20 protein-coding genes are annotated in these 22,306 nt (G+C 68.0%); 9 read left to right on the top strand and 11 right to left on the bottom strand.

Annotated elements, in window-relative coordinates; translation table 11 throughout:
- Positions 1-201: 201 nt before the first annotated feature.
- Positions 202-915 (top strand): winged helix-turn-helix domain-containing protein, encoded by a 714-nt coding sequence (locus HOP52_RS12745; protein ID WP_238977768.1) that lies wholly within the window; start codon positions 202-204, stop codon positions 913-915.
- Positions 916-919: 4 nt separating this feature from the next.
- On the top strand, positions 920-2,542 hold the full coding sequence (locus HOP52_RS12740; RefSeq protein ID WP_238977767.1) for an ATP-binding protein: 1,623 nt from the start codon (positions 920-922) through the stop codon (positions 2,540-2,542).
- On the opposite strand, the gene HOP52_RS12735 is transcribed toward HOP52_RS12740, so the two are convergent.
- Positions 2,529-3,443 (bottom strand): LysR family transcriptional regulator, encoded by a 915-nt coding sequence (locus HOP52_RS12735; RefSeq protein WP_238977766.1) that lies wholly within the window; start codon positions 3,441-3,443, stop codon positions 2,529-2,531. The genes HOP52_RS12740 and HOP52_RS12735 overlap by 14 nt on opposite strands.
- 102 nt (positions 3,444-3,545) lie before the next feature.
- On the opposite strand from HOP52_RS12735, the gene metE reads away from it, so the two are divergent.
- Positions 3,546-5,876, top strand: coding sequence for a 5-methyltetrahydropteroyltriglutamate--homocysteine S-methyltransferase (gene metE / locus HOP52_RS12730; RefSeq protein WP_238977765.1), 2,331 nt, complete (start codon positions 3,546-3,548; stop codon positions 5,874-5,876).
- A gap of 87 nt (positions 5,877-5,963) precedes the next feature.
- Positions 5,964-6,749, top strand: coding sequence for an MliC family protein (locus HOP52_RS12725; protein ID WP_238977764.1), 786 nt, complete (start codon positions 5,964-5,966; stop codon positions 6,747-6,749).
- Between the two features lie 140 nt (positions 6,750-6,889).
- On the opposite strand, the gene HOP52_RS12720 is transcribed toward HOP52_RS12725, so the two are convergent.
- Positions 6,890-7,555: a helix-turn-helix transcriptional regulator gene (locus tag HOP52_RS12720; RefSeq protein WP_238977763.1), complete on the bottom strand. Its 666-nt coding sequence runs from the start codon at positions 7,553-7,555 to the stop codon at positions 6,890-6,892.
- A 139-nt stretch (positions 7,556-7,694) separates the two neighbouring features.
- On the opposite strand from HOP52_RS12720, the gene HOP52_RS12715 reads away from it, so the two are divergent.
- Complete coding sequence (locus HOP52_RS12715; protein WP_238977762.1) at positions 7,695-8,273, top strand: superoxide dismutase; 579 nt, start codon at positions 7,695-7,697, stop codon at positions 8,271-8,273.
- 194 nt (positions 8,274-8,467) lie between these two features.
- A complete protein-coding gene (locus HOP52_RS12710) occupies positions 8,468-9,070 on the top strand; it encodes an FMN-dependent NADH-azoreductase (RefSeq protein WP_238977761.1) in 603 nt (200 codons plus the stop codon).
- Positions 9,071-9,088: 18 nt separating this feature from the next.
- Here the strand turns inward: HOP52_RS12710 and HOP52_RS12705 are convergent, their stop codons facing one another.
- Positions 9,089-10,165 (bottom strand): metal-dependent hydrolase, encoded by a 1,077-nt coding sequence (locus HOP52_RS12705; protein ID WP_238977760.1) that lies wholly within the window; start codon positions 10,163-10,165, stop codon positions 9,089-9,091.
- A 3-nt stretch (positions 10,166-10,168) separates the two neighbouring features.
- Positions 10,169-10,735, bottom strand: a complete 567-nt coding sequence (locus HOP52_RS12700) for a DNA-3-methyladenine glycosylase I (RefSeq protein WP_238977759.1) — start codon at positions 10,733-10,735, stop codon at positions 10,169-10,171.
- Between the two features lie 151 nt (positions 10,736-10,886).
- Between HOP52_RS12700 and HOP52_RS12695 the strand changes: the two genes are divergently transcribed.
- From HOP52_RS12695 to HOP52_RS12685, 3 genes are all read left to right on the top strand, one after another.
- Positions 10,887-11,312, top strand: coding sequence for a DUF411 domain-containing protein (locus tag HOP52_RS12695; RefSeq protein ID WP_238977758.1), 426 nt, complete (start codon positions 10,887-10,889; stop codon positions 11,310-11,312).
- Positions 11,313-11,484: 172 nt separating this feature from the next.
- The gene (locus tag HOP52_RS12690; protein ID WP_238977757.1) at positions 11,485-11,925 is read left to right on the top strand and encodes a VOC family protein; all 441 of its coding nucleotides are present in this window, start codon (positions 11,485-11,487) and stop codon (positions 11,923-11,925) included.
- A gap of 58 nt (positions 11,926-11,983) precedes the next feature.
- Positions 11,984-12,442 carry an META domain-containing protein gene (locus HOP52_RS12685; RefSeq protein WP_238977756.1) on the top strand — a complete coding sequence of 153 codons (459 nt, stop codon included), beginning with the start codon at positions 11,984-11,986 and terminating at the stop codon, positions 12,440-12,442.
- Positions 12,443-12,506: 64 nt separating this feature from the next.
- On the opposite strand, the gene HOP52_RS12680 is transcribed toward HOP52_RS12685, so the two are convergent.
- The 7 genes from HOP52_RS12680 to HOP52_RS12650 form a co-directional block, all read right to left on the bottom strand.
- Positions 12,507-13,259: a phosphatase PAP2 family protein gene (locus HOP52_RS12680; protein ID WP_238977755.1), complete on the bottom strand. Its 753-nt coding sequence runs from the start codon at positions 13,257-13,259 to the stop codon at positions 12,507-12,509.
- A gap of 101 nt (positions 13,260-13,360) precedes the next feature.
- Positions 13,361-14,137, bottom strand: coding sequence for a 3-hydroxybutyrate dehydrogenase (locus HOP52_RS12675; protein ID WP_238977754.1), 777 nt, complete (start codon positions 14,135-14,137; stop codon positions 13,361-13,363).
- A gap of 36 nt (positions 14,138-14,173) precedes the next feature.
- On the bottom strand, positions 14,174-15,544 hold the full coding sequence (locus HOP52_RS12670) for a TRAP transporter large permease (protein ID WP_238977753.1): 1,371 nt from the start codon (positions 15,542-15,544) through the stop codon (positions 14,174-14,176).
- Between the two features lie 57 nt (positions 15,545-15,601).
- Positions 15,602-16,198 carry a TRAP transporter small permease subunit gene (locus tag HOP52_RS12665; protein ID WP_238977752.1) on the bottom strand — a complete coding sequence of 199 codons (597 nt, stop codon included), beginning with the start codon at positions 16,196-16,198 and terminating at the stop codon, positions 15,602-15,604.
- Positions 16,199-16,293: 95 nt separating this feature from the next.
- Positions 16,294-17,406 carry a TRAP transporter substrate-binding protein gene (locus HOP52_RS12660; RefSeq protein WP_238977751.1) on the bottom strand — a complete coding sequence of 371 codons (1,113 nt, stop codon included), beginning with the start codon at positions 17,404-17,406 and terminating at the stop codon, positions 16,294-16,296.
- Between the two features lie 208 nt (positions 17,407-17,614).
- Positions 17,615-19,051: a sigma-54 interaction domain-containing protein gene (locus HOP52_RS12655; protein ID WP_238977750.1), complete on the bottom strand. Its 1,437-nt coding sequence runs from the start codon at positions 19,049-19,051 to the stop codon at positions 17,615-17,617.
- A 103-nt stretch (positions 19,052-19,154) separates the two neighbouring features.
- Positions 19,155-22,004, bottom strand: coding sequence for a valine--tRNA ligase (locus HOP52_RS12650; protein ID WP_238977749.1), 2,850 nt, complete (start codon positions 22,002-22,004; stop codon positions 19,155-19,157).
- Positions 22,005-22,306 lie beyond the last annotated feature (302 nt).

Below are 22,306 nucleotides of genomic sequence, written 5' to 3'. Positions count from 1 at the left end.
ACGGGATGTAACGTCCCGATTACCTAAGGAAGCGCTGAGCAAATCGCCGAGCGAGATGAAGCGCAAGGCGCACGGCGCACAGGAACCGGAGCATATGGGGTATATGTGAGGATTCCGCGCACCGCGCAACGCAGCGATTCGCTCGTGTAGGCATTTGGGCAGTGTTTCCGTAAACGACGGCCCAGTTCGGGGATTGAAAGGATGGACGACAACCTGGAACAAAGCGACAGGGAGCATGTGCTGATCATCGAGGATGACGAGCGGCTCGCTGGGCTTACCCGCGACTACCTGGAAGCCAACGGGTTTCGGGTCACGGTCGAAGCCAACGGCGCTCGCGGCGTCGATCAGATTCTGGCCCTGCAGCCGGATCTGGTAATTCTCGATCTGATGCTGCCCGGTGAGGATGGCCTGTCGATCTGCCGCCGTGCCAGGCCCAGCTATGCCGGCCCGATCCTGATGCTGACCGCGCGCACCGACGACATGGACCAGGTGCTGGGGCTGGAGATGGGGGCCGACGACTATGTGCCCAAGCCGGTGCAGCCGCGGGTGCTGCTGGCGCGCATGCGCGCCCTGCTGCGTCGCACCGATGTCGCCGAACCCAGCGCTGACGCGCGCCTGAGCTTCGGCAACCTGGAGATCGACAGCGCCACCCGCGAGGCCTGGCTGTCCGGCGAGCGTATCGACCTGACCAGCGCCGAGTTCGACCTGCTGTGGCTGCTCGCCAGCAACGCCGGCCGGGTGCTGACCCGTGAAGAGATCTTCAGCGATCTGCGCGGCATCAAGTACGACGGCCAGGACCGCTCCATCGATGTGAGGGTCTCGCGGATCCGCCCCAAGATCGGCGACGACCCCAACCATCCGCACCGGATCAAGACGGTGCGCAGCAAGGGGTACCTGTTCGTCAAGGACGGCTGAGCCCATGCAGCGATTCCTGGCAGACGGCTCCTTCCTGCGCGTCTACCTGGCGCTGGCGCTGGCGCTGCTGCTCAGCGGCGGCCTGGCGGTGGCGAGCTTTCTGATGGTCGATCACGTGCGCCGCGAGCACTACCACGAGCAGCTGGCGGTGGCGCCCATGGCGCTGCTCACGGCCCAGCTGTCCGAGCTGCCTGCCGAACCGCGCGACGCCTGGCTCGCCGAGCAGCAGGAGCGCCTCGATATCCGCTTCTCGCTGCACGATTTCGACGCCTACCCCTTGAACTACTTCGAACGCTCGCGACTCGCGGCTGGCCGCACCCTGGTCAGCCAGGTGGGGGAGCAGGGCTGGCAGCTGTATCGCCGGCTGCCCGGTGAGCCGCTGCTCCTCAGTGCCAGCCTGGCCAGCCTGAGTGAGCACCAGCTGCTGGGCCTGGCGGAGATGCTCGGCGACTGGCTGGTCAGTGTGCAGGGAGAGAGGCGCCTCGAGCGGCTGGAAGTGCTGCAGACCTCGGCGATTCCGCTGACCCTCAGCGACGAGCCGCCCGAGGGCCTCGACAGTAGGCAGCTCGAACGGCTCCACGACGCCGAGGTGGTGATCCGGCTGCTGCCGGAGCGCTGGGCGATGTCGCTCTACCTGCGCCTGCCCGCCGCCGCAGGCCCGCTGCAGTGGGTGCAGGTCGGGCCGCTGCACGCCTTCGAGCCGATGCCGCTGACACTGACGCTGCTGCTGGCGGTGATCATCCTGCTGGGGCTGGCCGGCACCATCTACCTGATCGTGCGGGGGGTGGAGGCGCGCCTGACGCGGCTGGAGCTGGCCGCCGAACGGATCGCCGGCGGCCGCCTGGACACCCGGGTCAAGGTCGAGGGTGGCGGCTTCATGGGCCGGGTCGGCATGGCCTTCAACGCCATGGCGGTCCAGGTGCAGTCACTGCTGCGCGCCCAGCAGGAGATGATCCGCGCGGTGTCCCACGAACTACGCACCCCGGTGGCTCGTATCCGCTTCGCCATGCAGATGGTCGAGGACATGACCGACGACCCGGCGGTGCATCGCCAGCTGCAGGGCATCGACGGCGACATCGAGGAGCTCGACCACCTGATCGACGAGATCCTCACCTATGCCCAGCTCGACAGCGGCATCGCCAACGGCGCCGAGCTGGAGCGCAGTCCGGTGGAGTGCCGGACCATGGCCCAGCGGGTGATCGAGACCCTGGCCCCGCTGCACGGCCAGCTGCGGATCGAGCTGGCGCCCGGCGAGGAGGCTGAGGTCCTGGCGGAGCCGCGTTACCTGCAGCGGGCGCTGCAGAACCTGGTGGCCAACGCCTGTCGCCACGCCCAGTCGCGGGTGCTGGTGCGGATCACGGCGGAGCGGCGCGTGGTGCGCTTCGACGTCGAGGATGACGGCCCCGGGGTGCCGGAAAGCGAACGTCAGGTCATCTTCAAGCCCTTCGCCCGCCTCGACGACAGCCGCACCCGCCACTCGGGTGGCTACGGCCTGGGGCTCTCCATCGTCGAGCGGATCATGGCCTGGCACGGCGGCAGCGTCCTGGTCGACGACAGCGCGGAGCTCGGCGGCGGGCGCTTCTCGCTGCTGCTGCCCCAGCCGGCACCCACGGTCAGGCAGGCCTGATGCCCTCGAGCACCGCAAAGGAGGTCTCGCGGGCGGTACGCAGGAAATCCTCCATCCACGGCTGGTCGCGGCTCTCCTCGCGGATGGCGGCGAACAGCGTGCTCCACACCCCCTCTTCGCCCAGCGCCACCGCCTTGACGTAGTCGCGCTCCAGGTACTCGGTCAGCGCCCAGTTGGGCAGTGCGCAGACGCCGCGGCCGCTGGCCACCAGCTGCATCATCATGATGGTCAGCTCGGCGGTGCGGATCTCCCGCGGGCGCACCCCGGCGGGGTCGAGGAACTGGGTGAAGACATCCAGCCGAGAGTGCTCCACCGGGTAGGTGATCAGGGTTTCGTCGGCGAGCTCCTCGGGGGTGACGAAGCCGCGGTCGGCCAGGCGGTGCTGGCGGGCCACCGCCAGGAGCCCCTGATAGCGGAACAGCGGCTCGTAGTGCACCCCGGCCAGCGGCTGGGGGTCGGCGGTGATCACCAGGTCGAGCTGCTCGCGGGCCAGCGCCGGCAGCGGGTCGAAGTGGTGGCCGCCGGGGATATCCACCTCTACCTCCGGCCAGTGATCGCGGAAGTGGTCGATGGTCGGCATCAGCCACTGGAAGCAGCTGTGGCACTCGATGGCCATGTGCAGCCGGCCGGGCTCGTGGCCGACCAGCCGCGCCAGGTCGCGTTCGGCCATGCGTACCTGGGGCAGCACCTGTTCGGCCAGGGCCAGCAGCCGCTGGCCGGCGCGGGTGAACTCCACCGGCCGGGTCTTGCGCACGAACAGGGGGCTGCCCAGGCGCTCTTCCAGGTCCTTGATCTGGTGGGAGAGCGCCGACTGGGTGAGATGAACCCGCTCGGCGGCTTCCACCAGCGAGCCGGCATCGCGCAGGGCGACCAGGGTGCGGAGATGGCGCAGTTCCAGCATCGTATGAAATCACCTCATGTTTTTAATTAGAAAGTTTAGTTTGATTCACCAGAGGTGGCCAGCGAGACTCTGCTCCATCACTCATGCAAAAGAGACATCATTATGACATTGGCTCATGTGTCCGGCTATCCGCGCATCGGCGGCGATCGTGAACTGAAACGGGCCCTGGAAAGCTACTGGCAGGGAGGCCTCGACCGGGAGGGGCTGGAAGCCGTGGGACACGAGCTGCGTGCCCGCCACTGGCAGGCACAGCGCGACGCCGGCCTCGATCTGGTCACCGTCGGCGACTTCGCCTTCTACGACCAGGTGCTCAACGTCAGCGCGCTGCTGGGGGCGGTGCCCCCGCGCTTCGGCGCCGAGGACGAGATCGCCCGTGGCGAGGTCGACCTGGATACTCAGTTCCGCATGGCCCGCGGGCGGGCGCCCCGCGGCGAGCCCGCCGCGGCCTGCGAGATGACCAAGTACTTCGATACCAACTACCACTATCTGGTCCCGGAGCTGCATGCGGGGCAGACCTTCCGCCTGGCCAGCAGCCGGCTGTTCGACGAGGTGGAGGAGGCCCGCGCGGCCGGCCATCCGGTCAAGGTGACCCTCATCGGGCCGCTGACCTGGCTGTGGCTGGGCAAGGAAAAGGGCGGCGACGCCTTCGATCGGCTGTCGCTGCTCGAGGCGCTGCTGCCGGTCTACGGCGAGGTGCTGACACGGCTCGCCAAGCAGGGCGTGGAGTGGGTGCAGCTCGACGAGCCGGCGCTGGTCCAGGACCTGCCCCAGGCGTGGAAGCAGGCCTTTGAGGCCGCCTATAACCTGCTGCGCAGCGCCCCGGTCAAACTGCTCGTCGCCAGCTACTTCGGCGGACTGGGCGACAACCTGCAGCTGGCGGTCAACCTGCCGGTCGACGGCCTGCATATCGATGCGGTGCGCGCACCGGAGCAGCTGACCCCGGTGATCGACAACCTGCCCGGCTACAAGGTGCTCTCGGTGGGGGCCATCGACGGCCGCAACGTCTGGCGGGCCGACCTGGCGGCGCTGCACGAACGTTTGGCGTCGGCACGCATGCGCCTGGGCGAGCGGCTGTGGATCGCTCCTTCCTGCTCGCTGCTGCATGTGCCGGTGGATCTCGCCGCCGAGACCGAGCTGGACGACGAGCTCAAGGGCTGGCTGGCCTTCGCCCGCCAGAAGCTCGACGAGACGGTGACCCTGGCGCGGCTGTTGGATGGCCGGGCCGACGACGCCGACCGCGCCCGCCGGGATGCCGCCACTGCGGCCCTGGATGCCCGCCGCGAGTCGGCGCGCATCCACCGGCCGGCGGTGGCCGAGCGCCTGGCCCGGCTGAGCGAGGCCGATACCCGCCGCGACAGCGCCTACCCCGAGCGGGCGCGGGCCCAGCGGCGCAAGCTGGACCTGCCGCTGTTTCCCACCACCACCATCGGCTCCTTCCCGCAGACCGTGGCGATCCGCGCCGCGCGTCGCGCCTACAAGGCAGGCGAGCTCGACCGGGAAGCCTACGAGGCGCGCATGCGCGAGGAGATCGCCGCCACCGTGGCGCGCCAGGAGGCGCTGGGCATCGATATGCCGGTGCACGGCGAGGCCGAGCGCAACGACATGGTCGAGTACTTCGGTGAGCAGCTCGACGGTTTCGCTTTCACCCGCTTCGGCTGGGTGCAGAGCTACGGCTCACGCTGCGTCAAGCCGCCGGTGATCGTCGGCGATGTGGCCCGCCCCGCGCCCATGACGGTGCGCTGGAGCGACTATGCCCAGTCGCTCACCGAGCGGCCCATGAAGGGCATGCTCACCGGCCCGGTGACCATCCTGCAGTGGTCCTTCGTGCGCGACGACCAGCCCCGGGAGACCACCTGCCGCCAGATCGCCCTGGCCCTGCGCGACGAGGTGGCGGACCTCGAGGCCGCGGGTATCGCGGCCATCCAGATCGACGAGCCGGCGCTGCGCGAGGGGCTGCCGCTGCGCCAGGCCGAGTGGCAGGGCTATCTCGACTGGGCGGTGGCGTGCTTCCAGCTCACCGCGGCGGTGGCCGATGACGCCACCCAGATTCACACCCACATGTGCTACTCGGAGTTCAACGACATCATCGGCTCGATCGCCGCCCTGGACGCCGACGTGATCACCATCGAGACCTCGCGCTCCGACATGGAACTGCTGGATGCCTTCCAGGACTTCGCCTATCCCAACGAGATCGGCCCCGGAGTCTACGATATCCACTCGCCGAACATTCCCGAGGTGGACTGGATGGTGGCGCTGATGGAGAAGGCCGCCGAGCGCATCCCGGTCGACCGGCTGTGGGTCAACCCCGACTGCGGGCTGAAGACCCGCGGCTGGGCCGAGGTGGAGCCGGCGCTGGCCAACATGGTCAAGGCGGCCGAGACGCTGCGCCGGCGCCTGGCGCGCGGCGGCGTAACCTCCGTCGATCGCGGTTGAGCAACCTGATGGGCCCCGGGGCCAAGTGCCCCTGGGCCTGTTATGCTTGCGCAAACGGACTGTCGATTCGCGCAAGGAGCCACGCCGATGCCCCGCCTACCCGCAACTGCCACCCTCTCATCTCCCCTGAGTCCCGCCCTGGCGCTGGTCGCCCTGCTGGCCCTGGCCGGCTGTGCCGCCCCCGGCGAGGGGCCAAGGCCCGAGGTCAGCGATGTCGCGCCCGCCCCGGCCAGTGAGCCCGACGCGGCGGAGGAGACGGTGGCGCCGACCGCGCCGCTGCTGCCCTCGCTGCTGTTCGCCGGCGGCGCCCGCGAGTTCCAGGCCTGGCGCTGCATGCCGGCCCAGGACCTGGTCTCGGTACACACCAACGACGAGCTTCGGCTGTGGTCGGCCCACGGCGCCTATCGCCTGCAGCCCGCCGTGGTCGCCAGCGGCGCCCGCTTTCAGCACGGCGACATCAGCTTCTGGTCCAAGGGCGATGAAGCGCTGGTGGAAAGCGCCAACGGCCGGCTCGACTGCACCCGCGATGCGACCCGCAAGGCGCTGATTCGCCAGGACCGGCCCGGGGTGATGTTCCATGCCCGGGGCAACGAGCCGGGCTGGGTGGCCAACCTGGCCCACGACGTGCCCGAGGTGAGCCTGCTGCTGGACTACGGCACTCGGGAGCTGACGCTTCCCTACCGGGTCACCGAGCTGGATAACGCCGAGGGGCGGGTGACCCTGGCCAGCGGCCTGGCGGACCAGCCCTTCGAGCTGCGCCTGGAGGCGCGGGCCTGCTTCGACGACATGAGCGGCAAGCCCTTCCCGGCGCGGGTCACGCTGAGCATCGATGGGAAGCGCTATAGGGGCTGTGGTCAGGGCATCGCCCCTTAGAAAACACCGCTGAATGGCTGCGCAAGCGAATCGCTGCGTTACGCGGTGCCGAAGCGTCGGACCGTCGGAATCCTCACATATACCCCATATGCTCCGGTTCCTGTGCTCCGGGCGCCTTGCGCTTCATCTTGCTCGCCGATTCAGTCGGCGCTTCCTCCGCTATTGCTGATGATCTTGTAGGCGCAGCGCCGGGCGCCGGCCAGCACATGGTCGAAGCGCTCGACGCTGACCTCGTCGCCGAGCACGGCGCGGAACACCTGCAGCTCCGACTGGCATAGCGCCGGGCAGGCGTGGGCCGCGCTGCAGATCGGGCAGTGGTTCTCGATCAGCAGCAGGCTGCCGTCGTCGTCGAAGCGCCACTCGGCCATGTAGCCCTCCCGGGCGCGCAGCTCCGCCAGCCGGGCGACACGCGCCGGCAGCGAGGTGCACGCGGCCAGTTCGCGGCGGTAGAGCGCCAGGGTCTCCGCCTCGCGGGCGTCCACCAGCCGTTCCAGCGCCTGCTCTCCCAGGGTATCGCGTACGCTGACGATCAGCCGTGCCGCCAGCTCGGCGTGGGTATCGGGAAAGCGTTGGTGACCCGCCTCGGTGAGCCGCCACTCGGTCACCGGCCGCCCGACCCCGCCCGGGCGCGGCCGGTGAGCCACCAGCCCCTGGCGGGCCAGCTTGCCGAGCTGCTGGCGGGCATTCTCGCCGCTGGTGCCCAGCATCTCGCCCAGGGCGGCAGCGGAGTGGGGGCCGCGGGTCTTGAGCAAGTGCAGCAGCCGCTCGCCGGCGGTGGCGGGTTTTTCATTAGGGTCGCTTGACATGGCGCCTGTTAGAATTAACCTAGTGATCACTTTGAAAATTGCGCTGCATTGAAAATACCGACGGGGCGGCCATCAGGCAAGCCGGATAGCCCGGCAGGGATCGCCCCGATTCCCACCGTGAGAAGCAAGGAGCCATACCATGGCATTTGAATTGCCCGCACTGCCCTACGAGAAGAACGCCCTGGAGCCGCACATCTCCGCCGAGACCCTCGAGTACCACTACGGCAAGCACCACCAGGCCTATGTCACCAAGCTCAACGAGTTGGTCGACGGCACCGAGAACGCCAACAAGTCCCTCGAGGAGATCATCAAGTCCTCCTCCGGCGGCCTCTTCAACCAGGCGGCGCAGGTGTGGAACCACACCTTCTACTGGCACTGCCTGTCGCCCAACGGCGGCGGCGAGCCGAGCGGTGCCCTGGCCGAGGCAATCACCGCCAAGTTCGGCTCCTTCGACAAGTTCAAGGAGACCTTCAATGCCAACGCCGTGGCCAACTTCGGCTCTGGCTGGACCTGGCTGATCAAGACCGACGACGGCGGCGTGGACATCGTCAACACCAGCAACGCCGATACCCCCATCGCCCATGGCCAGACCCCGCTGCTGACCATCGACGTTTGGGAGCACGCCTACTACATCGACTACCGCAACGCCCGTCCGAAGTACCTGGAGAGCGTGTGGAACCTGATCAACTGGGACTTCGTCGCCCAGAACTTCAGCTGATCGCCGGCGCCGCGGCCGCGGCGCCTGCCAGCTGACTCGCTAGGCCCCGTCGGAAACGGCGGGGCCTAGCTTTGTTTGAGCTGATAGAATGTTTCGAATTTATAGAATGATTCGCGCGTTTTTATCCGCTTTTCGTTGCATTAAATGCACGCAAGAATGGTCTCCATGATTCATCGCCTATCAAGGAGATCGCCATGACCACCCATGCTCTCGTTCTGACCTCTTCCATTCTCGGCCAGCAGGGCCAGTCCATCGCCCTGGCCGAGCACTTCAAGCAGCGCGCCGCCGGGCGCGATGACGTTCGCGTCACCGAGCGCGACCTGGTGGCCGAGGCGCTGCCCCATCTCGAGGCCGCCGAGCTTTCCAGCTGGCAGCTGGCGGTCGATGAGCGCACCGCGGAGCAGCGTGAGCTGGCGGCCCGTTCGGATAGGCTGCTCGAGGAGCTCCGGGCTCACGATCTGCTGGTGCTGGCGGTGCCGCTCTACAACCTGGGGATTCCCTCCCAGCTCAAGGCCTGGTTCGACCGGGTACTGCGTGCCGGCGAGACCTTCCGCTACACCGAGAAGGGTCCACAGGGGCTGCTCGAAGGCAAGCGGGCGATTATCCTGGCGGCCCGCGGCGGCCAGTATGCCGGCACCGAGCTCGACAGCCAGACCCCGCACCTCAAGGCGATGCTGGGGCTGATCGGCATCACCGACGTTCAGGTGGTCTACGCCGAGGGCCTGGCCATGGGGCACAAAGACGTCGCCATGACCGAGGCCAAGCAGGCCATCGATGGCCTGGTCGAGCGCCTCTGAGGCGCGCCCGCCCGAGCCTCAGCAGGGTTCGGGCACCTCCACGACCCAGCGGTCGTCCACGAACTCGCTGGTGCACAGCATCGGCTCGGGGCTGCGGATGCGCTGGATCAGGCGAGGCAGCGCCGTGAGGCGCTCCTCGTCGGCCCGGTAGGGGCTGTCCAACTGCTCGGTGACCGCCAGCGGCTGCCACTCGCCGGCCTCCCGGGTGGCCAGGGTAAAGACGAAGGGGTGAAAGCCGGGAAAGCCCAGGCGCAGGTCGGTGGCGGTGAGGGTTTCGCGGCCGTCGATCTCCACCGCCTCGTAGCGCAGGAAGGGGCCGGCGAACCAGACCAGCCGCTGACCCGGCTCGGTGGCCAGCGCCGCCGGTTCCAGCGCCGCGCCGCGGGTATAGGTCTCCAGCCGTGGCGGCGTGGCGCCGTCGAAGATCCCGATCAGCGCCTCGTGATGGAGATTGCCGTCCATCACCGTGGCCCGCCACAGCAGCGTATTGAAGGGCGTGGGCTGCACCACTCGCGGGGCGTCCTGCAGGCCGTGTTCGGCCAGCAGCGGTTCGAGACGCTGCTCCACCAGCTGCTTGGCGCCGAAGGCGAAAACCAGGTAGGCGCAGGAGAGCGCCAGCCCCCAGGCCGGGCCGCGACGGCCGTTGCCGGTGACCAGCGCCACGCCGACCCCCACCAGCAGCGGCAGGGTGTAGAGCGGGTCGATGATGAACACGATGGGGTAGGCGCTGGGCCGCACGTCCAGCGGCCACCATAGCTGGGTGCCGTAGGTGGTCAGGGCGTCCAGCAGCGGATGGGTCACCAGGCACAGCACGAAGAACACCCACCAGTGGCCCAGCGGGATGTCCCGGGCGGGTGCGAAGCGCCGGGCGAGCAGGGCGAACAGGGTGCCGAGTCCGGTCAGCACGAACAGCGAGTGCGAGAAACCGCGGTGCTCGGTGACATTGGCCACGGCGTCGCCGTAGTCGAGTACGACGTCGAGGTCGGGCGACATGGCCAGGAGCGCACCGAGCAGCACCGCCTTGTGGCCCAGGCGACGACCTAGCAGCGTGCCGCCGATCGCCCCGCCCAGGACACCATGCGTCACCGGATCCATCGGTTAGGCTCCATTCGGGAGTGAGGCGGCTGCCCGGGAGCGAAGCCAGGCCGGGCCTGCCGCGACAATGCGCGCCTGCACCGGGCAGTCGTCGTGATGGGCGCCGGGCAGATAGCCGGTGCTCATCAGAAACTCGCCGACGATCTCGGGGCCGGTGAAGCGGAAGGTGCGCTTGAACAGCCGCACCCAGTCACCGTGGTCGAGGGGATGGTGATGATCCAGCCACGCCTTGAAGCTGCCGCGCTCCCGCTGCAGGGCCTGGATCACCCCGGCGTTGTGGATCACCGCCGCGACCTTGAGGCGGTTGCGGATGATCGCGGCGTCGCCCAGCAGGCGGGCCCGCTCGGCCTCGCCGTAGGCGGCCACCCGGTCGATGGCAAAGCCCTCGAAGGCGCGCTGAAAGGCGGCCCGCTTCTTGAGCACGGTCAGCCAGGAGAGCCCGGCCTGGTTGATCTCCAGCGCCAGGCGCTCGAACAGCGCCGCGTCATCGGCCACTGGGAAGCCGTACTCCTCGTCGTGATAGGGGCCGTGAAACGGATGACCCGGTGCCAGGTCACAGTAATGCGCCATTTCTGGCCTCTTGTCCGTCGTGGCTATTGGCAAGCCGCCGTGGGCTTGTCAGGATTCGGATAACCATTGCGGTTGATACTCTGCAGGAGCCTCGATCATGAAGACGATATCGGTAAACCGCGGTTCAGGGAAAGCCCGGAGACTGCGCCCGATGCTGGCTGGCACCCTGCTGGCGCTGTTTTCCAGCGCCGCCTGGGCCGCTCCTCTGGTGACCATGTACCAGGACCCCAACTGCGGCTGCTGCGGGGCCTGGGCCGAACATCTCGAGGCGGAAGGCTTCGAGGTCGAGCTGCACAAGACCCGCGACGTGCGCTCGGTGAAGATCGAGCACGGCGTTACCCCGGAGCTGGCGTCCTGCCATACCGCCCTGGTGGAGGGCTATGTGATCGAGGGCCATGTGCCCGCCGCGGATATCCGCCGCTTGCTGGAGGAGCGCCCCGATGTGGTCGGCCTCACGGTGCCGGGCATGCCCCACGGCTCGCCGGGCATGGAGACTGGGCGCTACGATGACTATCAGGTGCTGACCTGGCAGCATGATGACCGCACCCCAGCGGTCTTCAGCGAGTACACTCACTGAACTAAGCCGAGTAACGGGGCTGATCCGTCGACAGGTCTGCACGGAGGCGCTGTGAACCCTTCCCTGGGCGCTACTTTTGCCATCCCTGGCAAAAGACCTCCGCTACGACCTGTCCCCGGCGCCCCTCATCATGTTCAGCTCAGATAGCCTTGACCTAAGAAAGGAGTCGACCATGCAGTACCTGCACACCATGGTGCGCGTGAGCGACCTGGATGCCTCGCTGCACTTCTACTGCGACCTGCTGGGCCTCAAGGAGGTGCGGCGCAAGGAGAGCGAGAAGGGACGTTTCACGCTGGTCTTCCTGGCCGCACCAGAGGACGAGGCGCGCTCGGCAGAGCTCAAGGCGCCGGAGCTCGAGCTCACCTACAACTGGGACCCGGAGGAGTACACCGGCGGGCGCAACTTCGGTCATCTGGCCTATCGCGTCGATGATATCTATGCGCTCTGCGCGCACCTCCAGGAGAACGGCGTGACCATCAACCGTCCGCCCCGCGACGGCCACATGGCCTTTGTGCGCAGTCCCGACGGCATTTCCGTGGAGCTGCTGCAGAAGGGCGAGGCGCTGCCGCCGAAGGAGCCCTGGGTATCCATGGACAATACCGGTACTTGGTGAACAAGCACCCACTACCCGCCGCCGGAACGGCTTTTCCACAAGGACGATATCTCGACCCATGAACAACACGACCCTGGGCCGCTCGCTGCTGCTGGCAGTGGCGGCCGTTACCCTGGCGGCCTGTGGCAGCCAGCCGACGGACACCTCCCGTGACCGCGACGCCCTGAGCGGCGACCTCGAGGGCCCGGTAGTCGGGCAGCGCTGGAACCTGCTGCTGGTGGGCACCGACGAGCGTCTCTCGATGCCCCAGCCTGCGCACTTCACGATCTCGCCGGACGGCCGGGTGACGGGCAGCGACGGCTGCAACCAGATGAATGGCCGGGTGCGCCTGGGCGAGAGCCAGCGCATCGAGTTCTCACAGCTGGCCACCACCCGTCGCGCCTGTCCCCAGGCGGAGGACGCGGCTCGCGTCACCGGCATGCTGGAGACTGCCTACCGTTACCTGATCGATCACGACCGGCTGGTGTTCTTCGGGCCGGATCAGCGGGTGTTGGGGGGCTTTCGTCGCGCCGATTGAGATTTCCCTTCCCTGGGAAAGGACCTCCCCTTCGACCTGTCCCCGGCGCCCCTCGTGATCAGGCCTATGAGTTGTCCGCTTTCGATCGTCCTGGCAGCAGCGCCTGCACCTTGACCAGCCCTGCGGTGATGGCCCGCGAGAGTCCCGGGCCCAGCGGCGTGAGCAGGATCCAGGGGGCGACGATCAGGTTGATGACCAGCGCGGCGAAGTAGACGTCGCTGAACCAGTGAGCGCCGCTGAGTATCCGCGGGGCGCTGAGCACCACCGCAGTTACCGCGCTGACCAGCATCACCTTGAGGCCGGCGAAGCGCCACATGAAGGCGGTGAACAGGATCAGGTTGACGCCGTGGTCGCCCGGAAAGCTCGACCCGGAGCTGTCCTTGGTGGAGAAGTCGACCATCTGGGTGACCAGGTTGACGTCCTCATAGACCAGGGTGGGGCTGGGGTGGGTGTAGGGCACCACCAGGCGCACGCCCTGGGCGATGAACACCGCGCTGAGCAGCATGGTGATGCCGGTGCCGCCCCAGCGCAGCATGCGGTGGTGCGGGTTCGGGTCGCGGCCGATCGCCCACAGGTAGATCGCCAGCAGGATGAAGAAGCTGACTACGTCGAAGAGCCGGGCGTTGGTGGCGGCCACCAGCCACACCCAGGCACGGTTCTCTTCCGTCAACCAGGCGTTGGTGGCGAAGAATATCGCATCGTCCAACCGGGTCCAGAACAGCAGGCCGGGCGAGATCCAGGTCAGGATCAGGGCCGCCCCCAGCAGGTTGAAGAGCAGGATGCGGCCCGGTGAGAAGGTCGGTTCGGTGTGAGGCATCGTGGCAGAGCGAGTCGATGAATGGTGACGCCATTCTAGGCCAAACCGCCATAGCAGAACAGTGTTCCCAAACTTCCTGCCACGAGCCGCCTCCCGCTGCCCTACTGCATGTACCAGCCGTGGCTGGCGACAATCGACTGACCGGTCAGCGCCGCCGTGGGAAAGGCCGCCAGGTGCAGGGCGACCTCGGCGATGTCGTCCAGGGTGGTGAACTCCTGGTCCACGGTGTCCTTGAGCATCACGTCGCGTACCACGGCCTCTTCGGAGATGCCCAGGGCCTGGGCCTGCTCGGGGATCTGCCGGTCCACCAGGGGGGTGCGCACGAAGCCCGGGCAGATCACATTGCTGCGCACCCGGTGGGCTGCGCCCTCCTTGGCTACCGTGCGGCACAGCCCCAGCAGGGCGTGCTTGGCCGCCACATAGGGGGCCTTGAGCGGCGAGGCCAGCTTGCTGTGCACCGACCCCATGTACAGCAGGCAGCCGCCTTCCGGCTGCTGGTACATCTGGCGCAGGGCGGCGCTGGTGACCAGGAAGGCGCCGTCCAGGTGTACGGCAGTGACCTTGCGCCAGTCGGCAAAGCTCAGCGTATGCAGCGGCTCGATATGCTGGATGCCGGCGTTGGCCAGCGCCACGTCCAGGCGACCCCAGCGGGCCACCACGGCCTCGACCCCGGCGTTCACCGCCGTCTCGTCGGTCACGTCCATGGCCAGCGCCAGGGCCTCGCCGCCCGCCTCGCGGATGGCCGCGGCGGTCCCTTCGGCCGCCGCGAGATCGAGGTCGGCGATGGCCACCCGGGCGCCTTCCCGGGCGTAGCGTTCGGCCACGGCGCGGCCGATGCCGCCGGCGGCGCCGGTGATCAGGGCGGTCTTGTCAGTCATGCGCATACGGGTATCTCCTGTCGTTGGGAGGGGCGTTCATCGGCCGCCGTAGACTTCGCCCGGCAGCCAGGTCGCCAGCGGCGAGAAGGCGAACACCAGCAGTAGGCCCAGCAGTTGGATGGCCACGAAGGGAGTGACCCCGCGGTAGATGTCGCGGGTGGTGATCCCCGGCGGGCAGACGCCCTTGATGTAGAACAGCGCAAAACCCACCGGCGGGGTCAGGAAGGAGGTCTGCAGGCAGATGGCGAAGAGAATGGCGAACCACAGCGGGTCCACGCCCAGGCTCATCACCACCGGGGCCACCAGCGGCAGGATGATCAGGGTGATCTCCACCCAGTCGAGGAAGAAGCCCAGCAGGAACACCACCGCCAGGATCGTCAGCACGATGCCGGTCTCGCTGAAGGGCAGGCCGGTGAGGGCCAGGCGCACCACGTCGTCGCCGCCCAGGCCGCGCAGCACCGCGGCGAACACCGTGGCGCCGATGAAGATGGCGAAGATGAAGGCGGTGGTGCGGCTGGTCTGGTAGAGCGCGTCGCGCACCTTGAGCAGCGTCAGCCGGCGGTTGGCCAGCGCCAGCAGCATGGCGCCCAGGGCGCCCACCGCCGAGGCCTCGGTGGTGGTGGCAAAGCCGGTGAAGATCGAGCCCAGCACCGCCAGGATCAGCCCCAGCGGCGGCAGCACCGCCAGGAACACCTGCAGGAAGGCGCGGGCGTCCAGTGGCTCGCGGTCCTTGGGGGCCGGGGCCAGGTCTTTCTTGATGTAGGCGGCGATCAGGATATAGGCGATATACATCAGCCCCAGCATGACGCCGGGCACCAGCGCGGCCATGAACAGCCGGCCCACCGAGGCATCCGAGGTGCCCATGCGGTCGGCCATCAGCACCAGCATGATGCTGGGCGGCACCAGGATCCCCAGGGTGCCCACCGAGCAGGCGGTGCCCACCGCCAGCGACTTGTCGTACTGGGCGCGCATCATCGGCCCCAGCGACAGCATGCCGAGCAGCACCACCGAGGCGCCGACGATGCCGGTGGAGGCGGCCAGCAGCACGCCGACGATCACCACCGTCACCGCATAGCCGCCGCGCAGTCCGCCCAGCACGCGAACCAGGGAGTTCATCAGCCGCTCGGCGATTCCCGAGCGGTCGAGCATGATGCCCATGAAGATGAACAGCGGCAGCGCCACCATCAGCTCGTTGGAGACGATGCCGTAGATGCGCCGGTCCAGCACGCCGATGGTGCCGCCCCAGGAGAACCACAGGTCGGCGGCGAAGACCTCCACCAGCAGGTGGCCGATCACGGCGAAGACGAAGCCCACGCCGGCCAGCGACCAGGCGACGGGGAAGCCCAGCAGCAGCAGGCTCATGAAGCTGGCGAACATGGCCAGCACGAGGAGTTGTTCCAGTCCCATAGTCAATCTCGATGCGTTAGCGAAGCAAGGCCCGGGGGCGAGGTGCCGGCCGGGGCGCTACTGGCGGGGCGTGGTGCGCGCCAGGCGCCGCGGAAAGCCGAACAGCAGGGTGGAGCAGCGCAGGGCGCGCGAGGCCAGTGCGATGGCCACCAGGGTCAGGCCAATGGGAATCAGGGTCTTGATGATGAAGCGATAGGGCAGGCCACTGGGCGCCTGGGAGCGCTCCCCTCGCTCGAAGGAGCGGTAGCCGTACTGATACAGCTGCTCCACCATCAGGTAGAGGATCGGCAGCGCCAGCAGGACGATGCCCAGCAGTTCGATCCAGGCCTGGGTCCGCAGCGAGAACTTCTCGCGGATCACATCGACGCGCACGTGGTCGTCGCTGACCACGGCGTAGGCCAGGGTGAGGATCATGGTGGCGCCGAACAGGTGCCAGGAAAGCTCTTCCACGGCAATCGAGCCGCGGCCGAGAATGAAACGGTTGATCACGTTGGTCATCACCACCGCCAGGGTGGCAAGCCATAGCCAGGAGACAGCGCGGCCGACCATCAGGATGGCGCTGTCGAGCCGGTAGCTGAGGCGGTTGGTGGGCAGCTCAGGCGCGGAGTGCCCTTCCGGCGCCGGGGCGCCGGAGGCGGAATCGTGCACGCTCATGGGGTGGCTCCGTGGCGTCGGTACGGGATACGGAAAGGGCAATGAAGCCGGCCGCCTCCGGGAGGCGGCCGGCCTTCAGGCAGGGAGTGCGCGAATCACTCCTGGCCGATCTCTTCCGGCGCATAGTAGGAACGCGGCAGGTGGCCCTTGACGTGCCAGTTGCCGTGGACCTTCATGAACGCCTGCTGACTCTCCAGGACGCGACCGAACATCTCGTCCTCGGCGGCGATCTCGGCCTGGACCTCGTTGGTCACGCGGCGCAGCTCTCCGAGAATTTCGTCGGACAGCACCTGGGCGTTGACGCCTTCCTCCTCGAAGTCACGCAGGGCCTTGGGGTTCTCCATCTCGCTTTCGGAGTAGCCGTACAGGGTTGCGGCGCGGCAGCCCATGTCGATGGTGGCACGGGTCTGGGGCTCCAGTGCGTCCCAGCTCTCCTGGTTGATCAGCAGGTGGGCGGTGGTGAAGGTCTGGTGCCAGCCCGGCAGCACGTAGTTCTGAACGATCTCCTGCATGCCGAGGATGCGGTCCACCGCCGGCGCCGAGAACTCCATGGCGTCGATGGTGCCGCGCTCCATGGCCTGGTAGAGCTCGCCGCCGGGGATCATGGTCACCGAGGCGCCCAGGCGCTCCATGACGCGCCCGCCGATGCCGGCGAAGCGGATACGCAGCCCGTCGATCTGCTCCAGGTCCTCCAGCGGCTCGGCAAACCAGCCGGCGGCCTCGGGGCCGATCATGCTGCACAGCAGCGGCTTGACGTTGTACGGCTCGTAGATCTCCTCGAGCAGCTCGGCACCGCCGCCGAAATAGTGCCAGGCCAGGTAGGCGGGCGGCTCCATGCCGAAGGGCGCGCCGGCGAACAGCGGCAGGGCGGGAATGCTGCCCTGATCGTAGCCGACCCAGGTGAAGCCGGCCGGATAGCGGCCTTCGGAGACGGCGTCGAGAATCTCGAAGGGGGGGATCAGCTCGCCCGGCTCGTAGTAGCGCAGGTTGATATTGCCGCCGGAGACCTGGTCCAGCGACTCGCTGAGGTAGCGTACCGGGGTGCTGAGCCCCACCAGGTGGGAGGGAAAGGCGATGGGCACCTGCCAGCGCACGCGCTCCTGGGCCTCGGCCGAGCTGGCGCCGGCGGCACCCAGCAGCAGGGAGGCGCCGGCGACGCCGAGGGTGAGGGGGCGAAGCAGGCTGGCGAAAGAGGTCGTGAACGACATGACGGCTCCTTGAGCAGTTGTTGTTGGCGTATCTGCGCCACGCGGTGTGGCGCCTGGCCCTGTCTCATTGCAGGCTTCGTGCCAGCTTTTGAAAGCGCCGATAAAACAACGGCTTAACTAAGATCGTCAGGGAGGCGTTTGGGCAGGTTGTCCGGATCGGCAGACAATATTCGACTTTTGTTTAAGGTAAATGTGTCTGTGATTCCGGTCATGTGTCCGTGGTATCGGACAGTCTCGACAGCTTGGTATACAGCACCGAGCGGGGAATGCCGAGCAGGCGCGCGGCGCGGGACTTGTTGCCGTCACAGGCGTCCAGGGCATTGTGCAGGGCGGTGCGCTCGGCCTCGGCCACCACCTCGGCCAGCGGACGCACCGGAGCGGGGGCGGGTCTCGCTTCCGGTGGGGCGTCGGGCGGTGTCGGCAAGGTGGCGAGCAGCGCCGGCACGTCGATCACGCTGCACGCCTCGTGGAGTGCCAGGGTCTGCTCCAGGGTGTTGCGCAGCTCGCGGATGTTGCCCGGCCAGTGGTGGCGGTGCAGCAGCGCCACCGCCTCGGCGGTGATCTCGGCGCGCGGCTCGCCGCTCTCCGCCGCCAGCCTGCCGAGAATCGCCTCGCAGAGGATGCCCAGGTCCGCCAGGCGCTCGCGCAGCGGCGGCACGCGAATGCGCAGCACGTTGAGCCGGTAGTAGAGGTCGGAGCGGAAGCTGCCCTCGGCGACCATGGCTTCGAGGTCGCGGCTGGTGGCGGCGATCAGGCGGACGTCCACCGCCTTGACCTCGTTGGAGCCCAGCGGCTCCACCTCGCCCTCCTGCAGGGCGCGCAGCAGCTTGGCCTGCAGGGCCAGCGGCATGTCGCCGATCTCGTCGAGAAAGAGGGTGCCGCCGTCGGCCAGCTGGAACTTGCCCTGGCGGGCCCGGCGGTCGGCACCGGTATAGGCGCCGGGGGCGACGCCGAAGAACTCCGCCTCCAGCAGGGTCTCGGGCACCGCCGCCACATTGACCGCCACGAAGGGTCGCTCGCAGCGGGGCGAGTCGCCGTGGATGGCCTGGGCCAGCACCTCCTTGCCGGTGCCGGTCTCGCCCAGCAGCAGCACCGGCGTGGCGCGGGCCGCCGCCAGGCGGGCGCGGCGCTTGACCTCCAGCACCGCGGGGCTGGCACCGATGAAGTCGCCCAGGGCGTAGCGGGCGCCGCGGCTCGCCAGGGCGCGACGCGCCACGGCCAGGTCGTGCTGCAGGCGGCGGTACTTGCCCATCAGCGGCGTCAGCGCCTCCAGGTCGTCGAAGACGATGAAGGCCACCGCGCCGGAGATGGCGCCGGTCTCGCGGTCGTGCAGCGGCAGCCGCGCGACCACCAGCTGATGCGCCCCGTACTCCATGATGTCGAGCAGGATGGGGCGGCCGCTGCGCACCACCTCCGGCATGCGGGTATGGGGAATCACCTCGCCGACCGGCCGGCCGAGCGCCTTGGCCGGGTCGTCGATGCCCAGCAGCCGGCAGTAGCTGTCGTTGATCCAGGTGAGGCGGCTTGCCTCGTCCACCAGAATCGCCCCGGCGCTGTTGCGTTCGAGCAGCGGAAACAGCGGCCGGATCGCCTCGAGGGTCAAGCTTTGGCTCTGGCTGGCCACGGTGCTGTCTTCCCGAGGCATTCGCTTCCTCTCCGAGTGTGCCGGCGGCGGTTGCGGGCCGCTAAATCAACGCGCGGCGGTTTCGGGCCGCTAAATCAGAGCGCGGCGGTTTCGGGCCGCTAAATCAGAGCGCGGCGATCTTGTCGCGCTGCTCGGCCAGCAGGTTGCGCGTGGTCTGGAACTCCTTGAGCTTGCCGCGCTCCTTTTCCACCACCGCCTCAGGGGCCTTGGCGACGAAGCTCTCGTTGCCGAGCTTCTTCTCGATGCCGCCGATCAGCTTGTCCTGCTTGTCGATCTCCTTGGCCAGGCGGGCGAGTTCGGCCTCCTTGTCGATCAGGTCGGCCATGGGCACCAGCACCTCCATCTCGCCGACCAACTGAGTGGCCGAGAGCGGCGCCTCGCTCGGGTCGTCGAGCCAGGCGACGCTCTCCAGCTTGGCCAGCTTGGCCAGGAAGCGGTGATTGGCCGTGAGGCGCGCCTGGTCCTCGGCCGAGCCCTTGGTCAGCAGCACGTCGAGCGGCTTGCCCGGGGCGATGTTCATCTCGGCGCGGATGTTGCGCACCGCCACGATCACCCCCTTGAGCCACTCGATATCGCGTTCGGCGGCCTCGTCGATCTTGTCCAGCTCGGCGCTGGGCCACGGCTGGTTCATGATCGACTCGGAGCCGTCGCCTGTCGCCTTGCCGGCCAGGGGCGCCACGCGCTGCCAGATCTCCTCGGAGATATAGGGCATCATCGGGTGGGCCAGGCGCAGGATCGCCTCCAGCACCCGCACCAGGGTGCGCCGGGTGCCGCGCTTGGCAGCCGCCGAGGCCTCGTCATCCCACAGCACCGGCTTGGAGAGCTCCAGGTACCAGTCGCAGTACTCGTTCCAGATGAACTCGTAGAGCGCCTGGGAGGCGTGGTCGAAGCGGAACTCCTCCATGGCGCGGGTGACCTGGGCCTCGGTCTGCTGCAGCCGCGAGACGATCCAGCGGTCGGCCAGCGACAGCTCGACATCGCCACCGGCTGCTCCGCAATCCTCGCCCTCGGCGTTCATCAGCACGTAGCGCGAGGCGTTCCACAGCTTGTTGCAGAAATTGCGGTAGCCGTCCAGGCGGCCCATGTCGAACTTGATGTCGCGCCCGGTGGTGGCCTGGGAGAGGAAGGTGAAGCGCAGGGCGTCGGTGCCGTGGGGCTCGACGCCCTCGGGGAACTCGCTGCGGGTCGCCTTGGCGATCGCCTTGGCCTTCTGGGGCTGCATCAGGCTGCCGGTGCGCTTCTCGACCAGGCTCTCGAGGTCGATGCCGTCGATCAGGTCGATGGGGTCGAGCACGTTGCCCTTGGACTTGGACATCTTCTGGCCCTGGCCGTCGCGCACCAGGCCGTGGACATAGACCTGCTTGAAGGGCACCTCGCCGGTGAACTTCAGGGTCAGCATGATCATCCGCGCGACCCAGAAGAAGATGATGTCGAAGCCGGTGACCAGCACGCTGGAGGGGTGGAAGGTCTCAAGCTCCGGGGTCTTCTCCGGCCAGCCCAGGGTGCCGAAGGTCCACAGGCCCGAGCTGAACCAGGTGTCGAGCACGTCCTCGTCCTGGGTTAGCGCCACCTCGGCGGCCAGGCCGTGCTTCTCCCGGGCCTCGGCCTCGGTGCGGGCCACATAGACGTTGCCCTCGGCGTCGTACCAGGCGGGGATGCGGTGGCCCCACCACAGCTGGCGGGAGATGCACCAGTCCTGGAGGTCGCGCATCCAGGCGAAGTACATGTTCTCGTAGTTCTTGGGCACGAACTGGATATCGCCCTTCTCCACCGCCTCGATGGCGGGCTTGGCCAGCGTCTCCACCGCCACGAACCACTGGTCGGTGAGCAGCGGTTCGATGACGTCGCCGGAGCGGTCGCCATAGGGCAGGGTGTTGTTGACCGTCTCGATCTGCTCGAGCAGGCCAGCCGCCTCCATGTCGGCAACGATCCGCTTGCGCGCCTCGAAGCGATCCAGCTCGGCGTAGGCTTCGGGCAGGCTGGGGTCGATCTCGGGCAGCGGTCGGCCCTGGATGTCGAAGGCCTCGGCCTGGGCGAGGATAGCGGCATCCTGGGTGAAGACGTTGATCAGCGGCAGCCCCTGGCGGCGACCCACCTCGTAGTCGTTGAAGTCGTGGGCCGGGGTGATCTTCACGCAGCCCGAGCCCTTCTCCATGTCGGCGTGTTCGTCGGCGACGATGGGGATGCGCCGGCCGACCAGGGGCAGCTCGACGAACTTGCCCACCAGCGACGCGTAGCGGGGATCCTCGGGGTTTACCGCCACGCCGGTGTCGCCCAGCATCGTCTCGGGGCGGGTGGTGGCCACGACCAGATAATCCTTGCCGTCGTCGGTGGTGACGCCGTCGGCCAGCGGATAGCGGAAGTGCCAGAACTGGCCCTGCTGGTCGCGGTTCTCCACCTCGAGATCGGAGATGGCGGTGTGCAGGGTCGGGTCCCAGTTGACCAGCCGCTTGCCGCGGTAGATCAAGTCCTCTTCATAGAGGCGTACGAAGGTCTCCTGCACCGCCTTGTAGAAGCCGTCGTCCATGGTGAAGCGTTCGCGGCTCCAGTCGACGCTGGCGCCCATGCGGCGCAGCTGGCGGGTGATATGCCCGCCGGACTCGTGCTTCCACTCCCACACCTTGTCGATGAAGGCGTCGCGCCCCAGGTCGTGGCGCGTCTTGCCTTCCTCGGCGGCGACCTTGCGCTCCACCAGCATCTGGGTGGCGATGCCGGCGTGGTCGGTGCCCACCTGCCACAGGGTGTTGCGCCCCTGCATGCGCCGCCAGCGGATCAGGGTGTCCATGATGGTGTCCTGGAACGCATGGCCCATGTGCAGGCTGCCGGTGACGTTGGGCGGCGGGATCATGATGGAGTAGGGCTCGCCCTCGCCCGAGGGGGCGAAGCGGCCGTCGGCCTCCCAGCGCTCGTACCAGCGGGATTCGATCTTCTCGGGTTGGTAGGTCTTGTCCATGGGGCGTTCCGGGTCCAGAAATGGTCGCCGCCGGTTGGTGGCGCCGGGCGGCAGGAAGTCGTCTAAGCGTGCGAAAAATGGGCTCGATTATAGCGCGACGGGGCACTTGGCGTCAGCCTGGTGGTCGTAGCTGGCCCGGTCTCAGAGTCGTTGCCCCGGGGCTGATCCGGCGGGAGGCCTGCGAGGAGGCGCTGTGAGCCCATCCCTGGGCGCTACATTCGCCCTGCTTCGCTCTCGCATCCTGCTTCGCTTGCAGGGCCGGTGCTGGCCATCCATGGCCAGCCCGTTCGGAGCAGTGCTCC

The sequence above is a fragment of the Billgrantia campisalis genome (assembly GCF_022341425.1).
In the GTDB taxonomy this organism is placed as follows: Bacteria; Pseudomonadota; Gammaproteobacteria; order Pseudomonadales; family Halomonadaceae; genus Halomonas; species Halomonas campisalis.
Note: the sequence above shows the minus strand (reverse complement) of the source record. Positions and strands in the feature narration are given on the sequence as shown.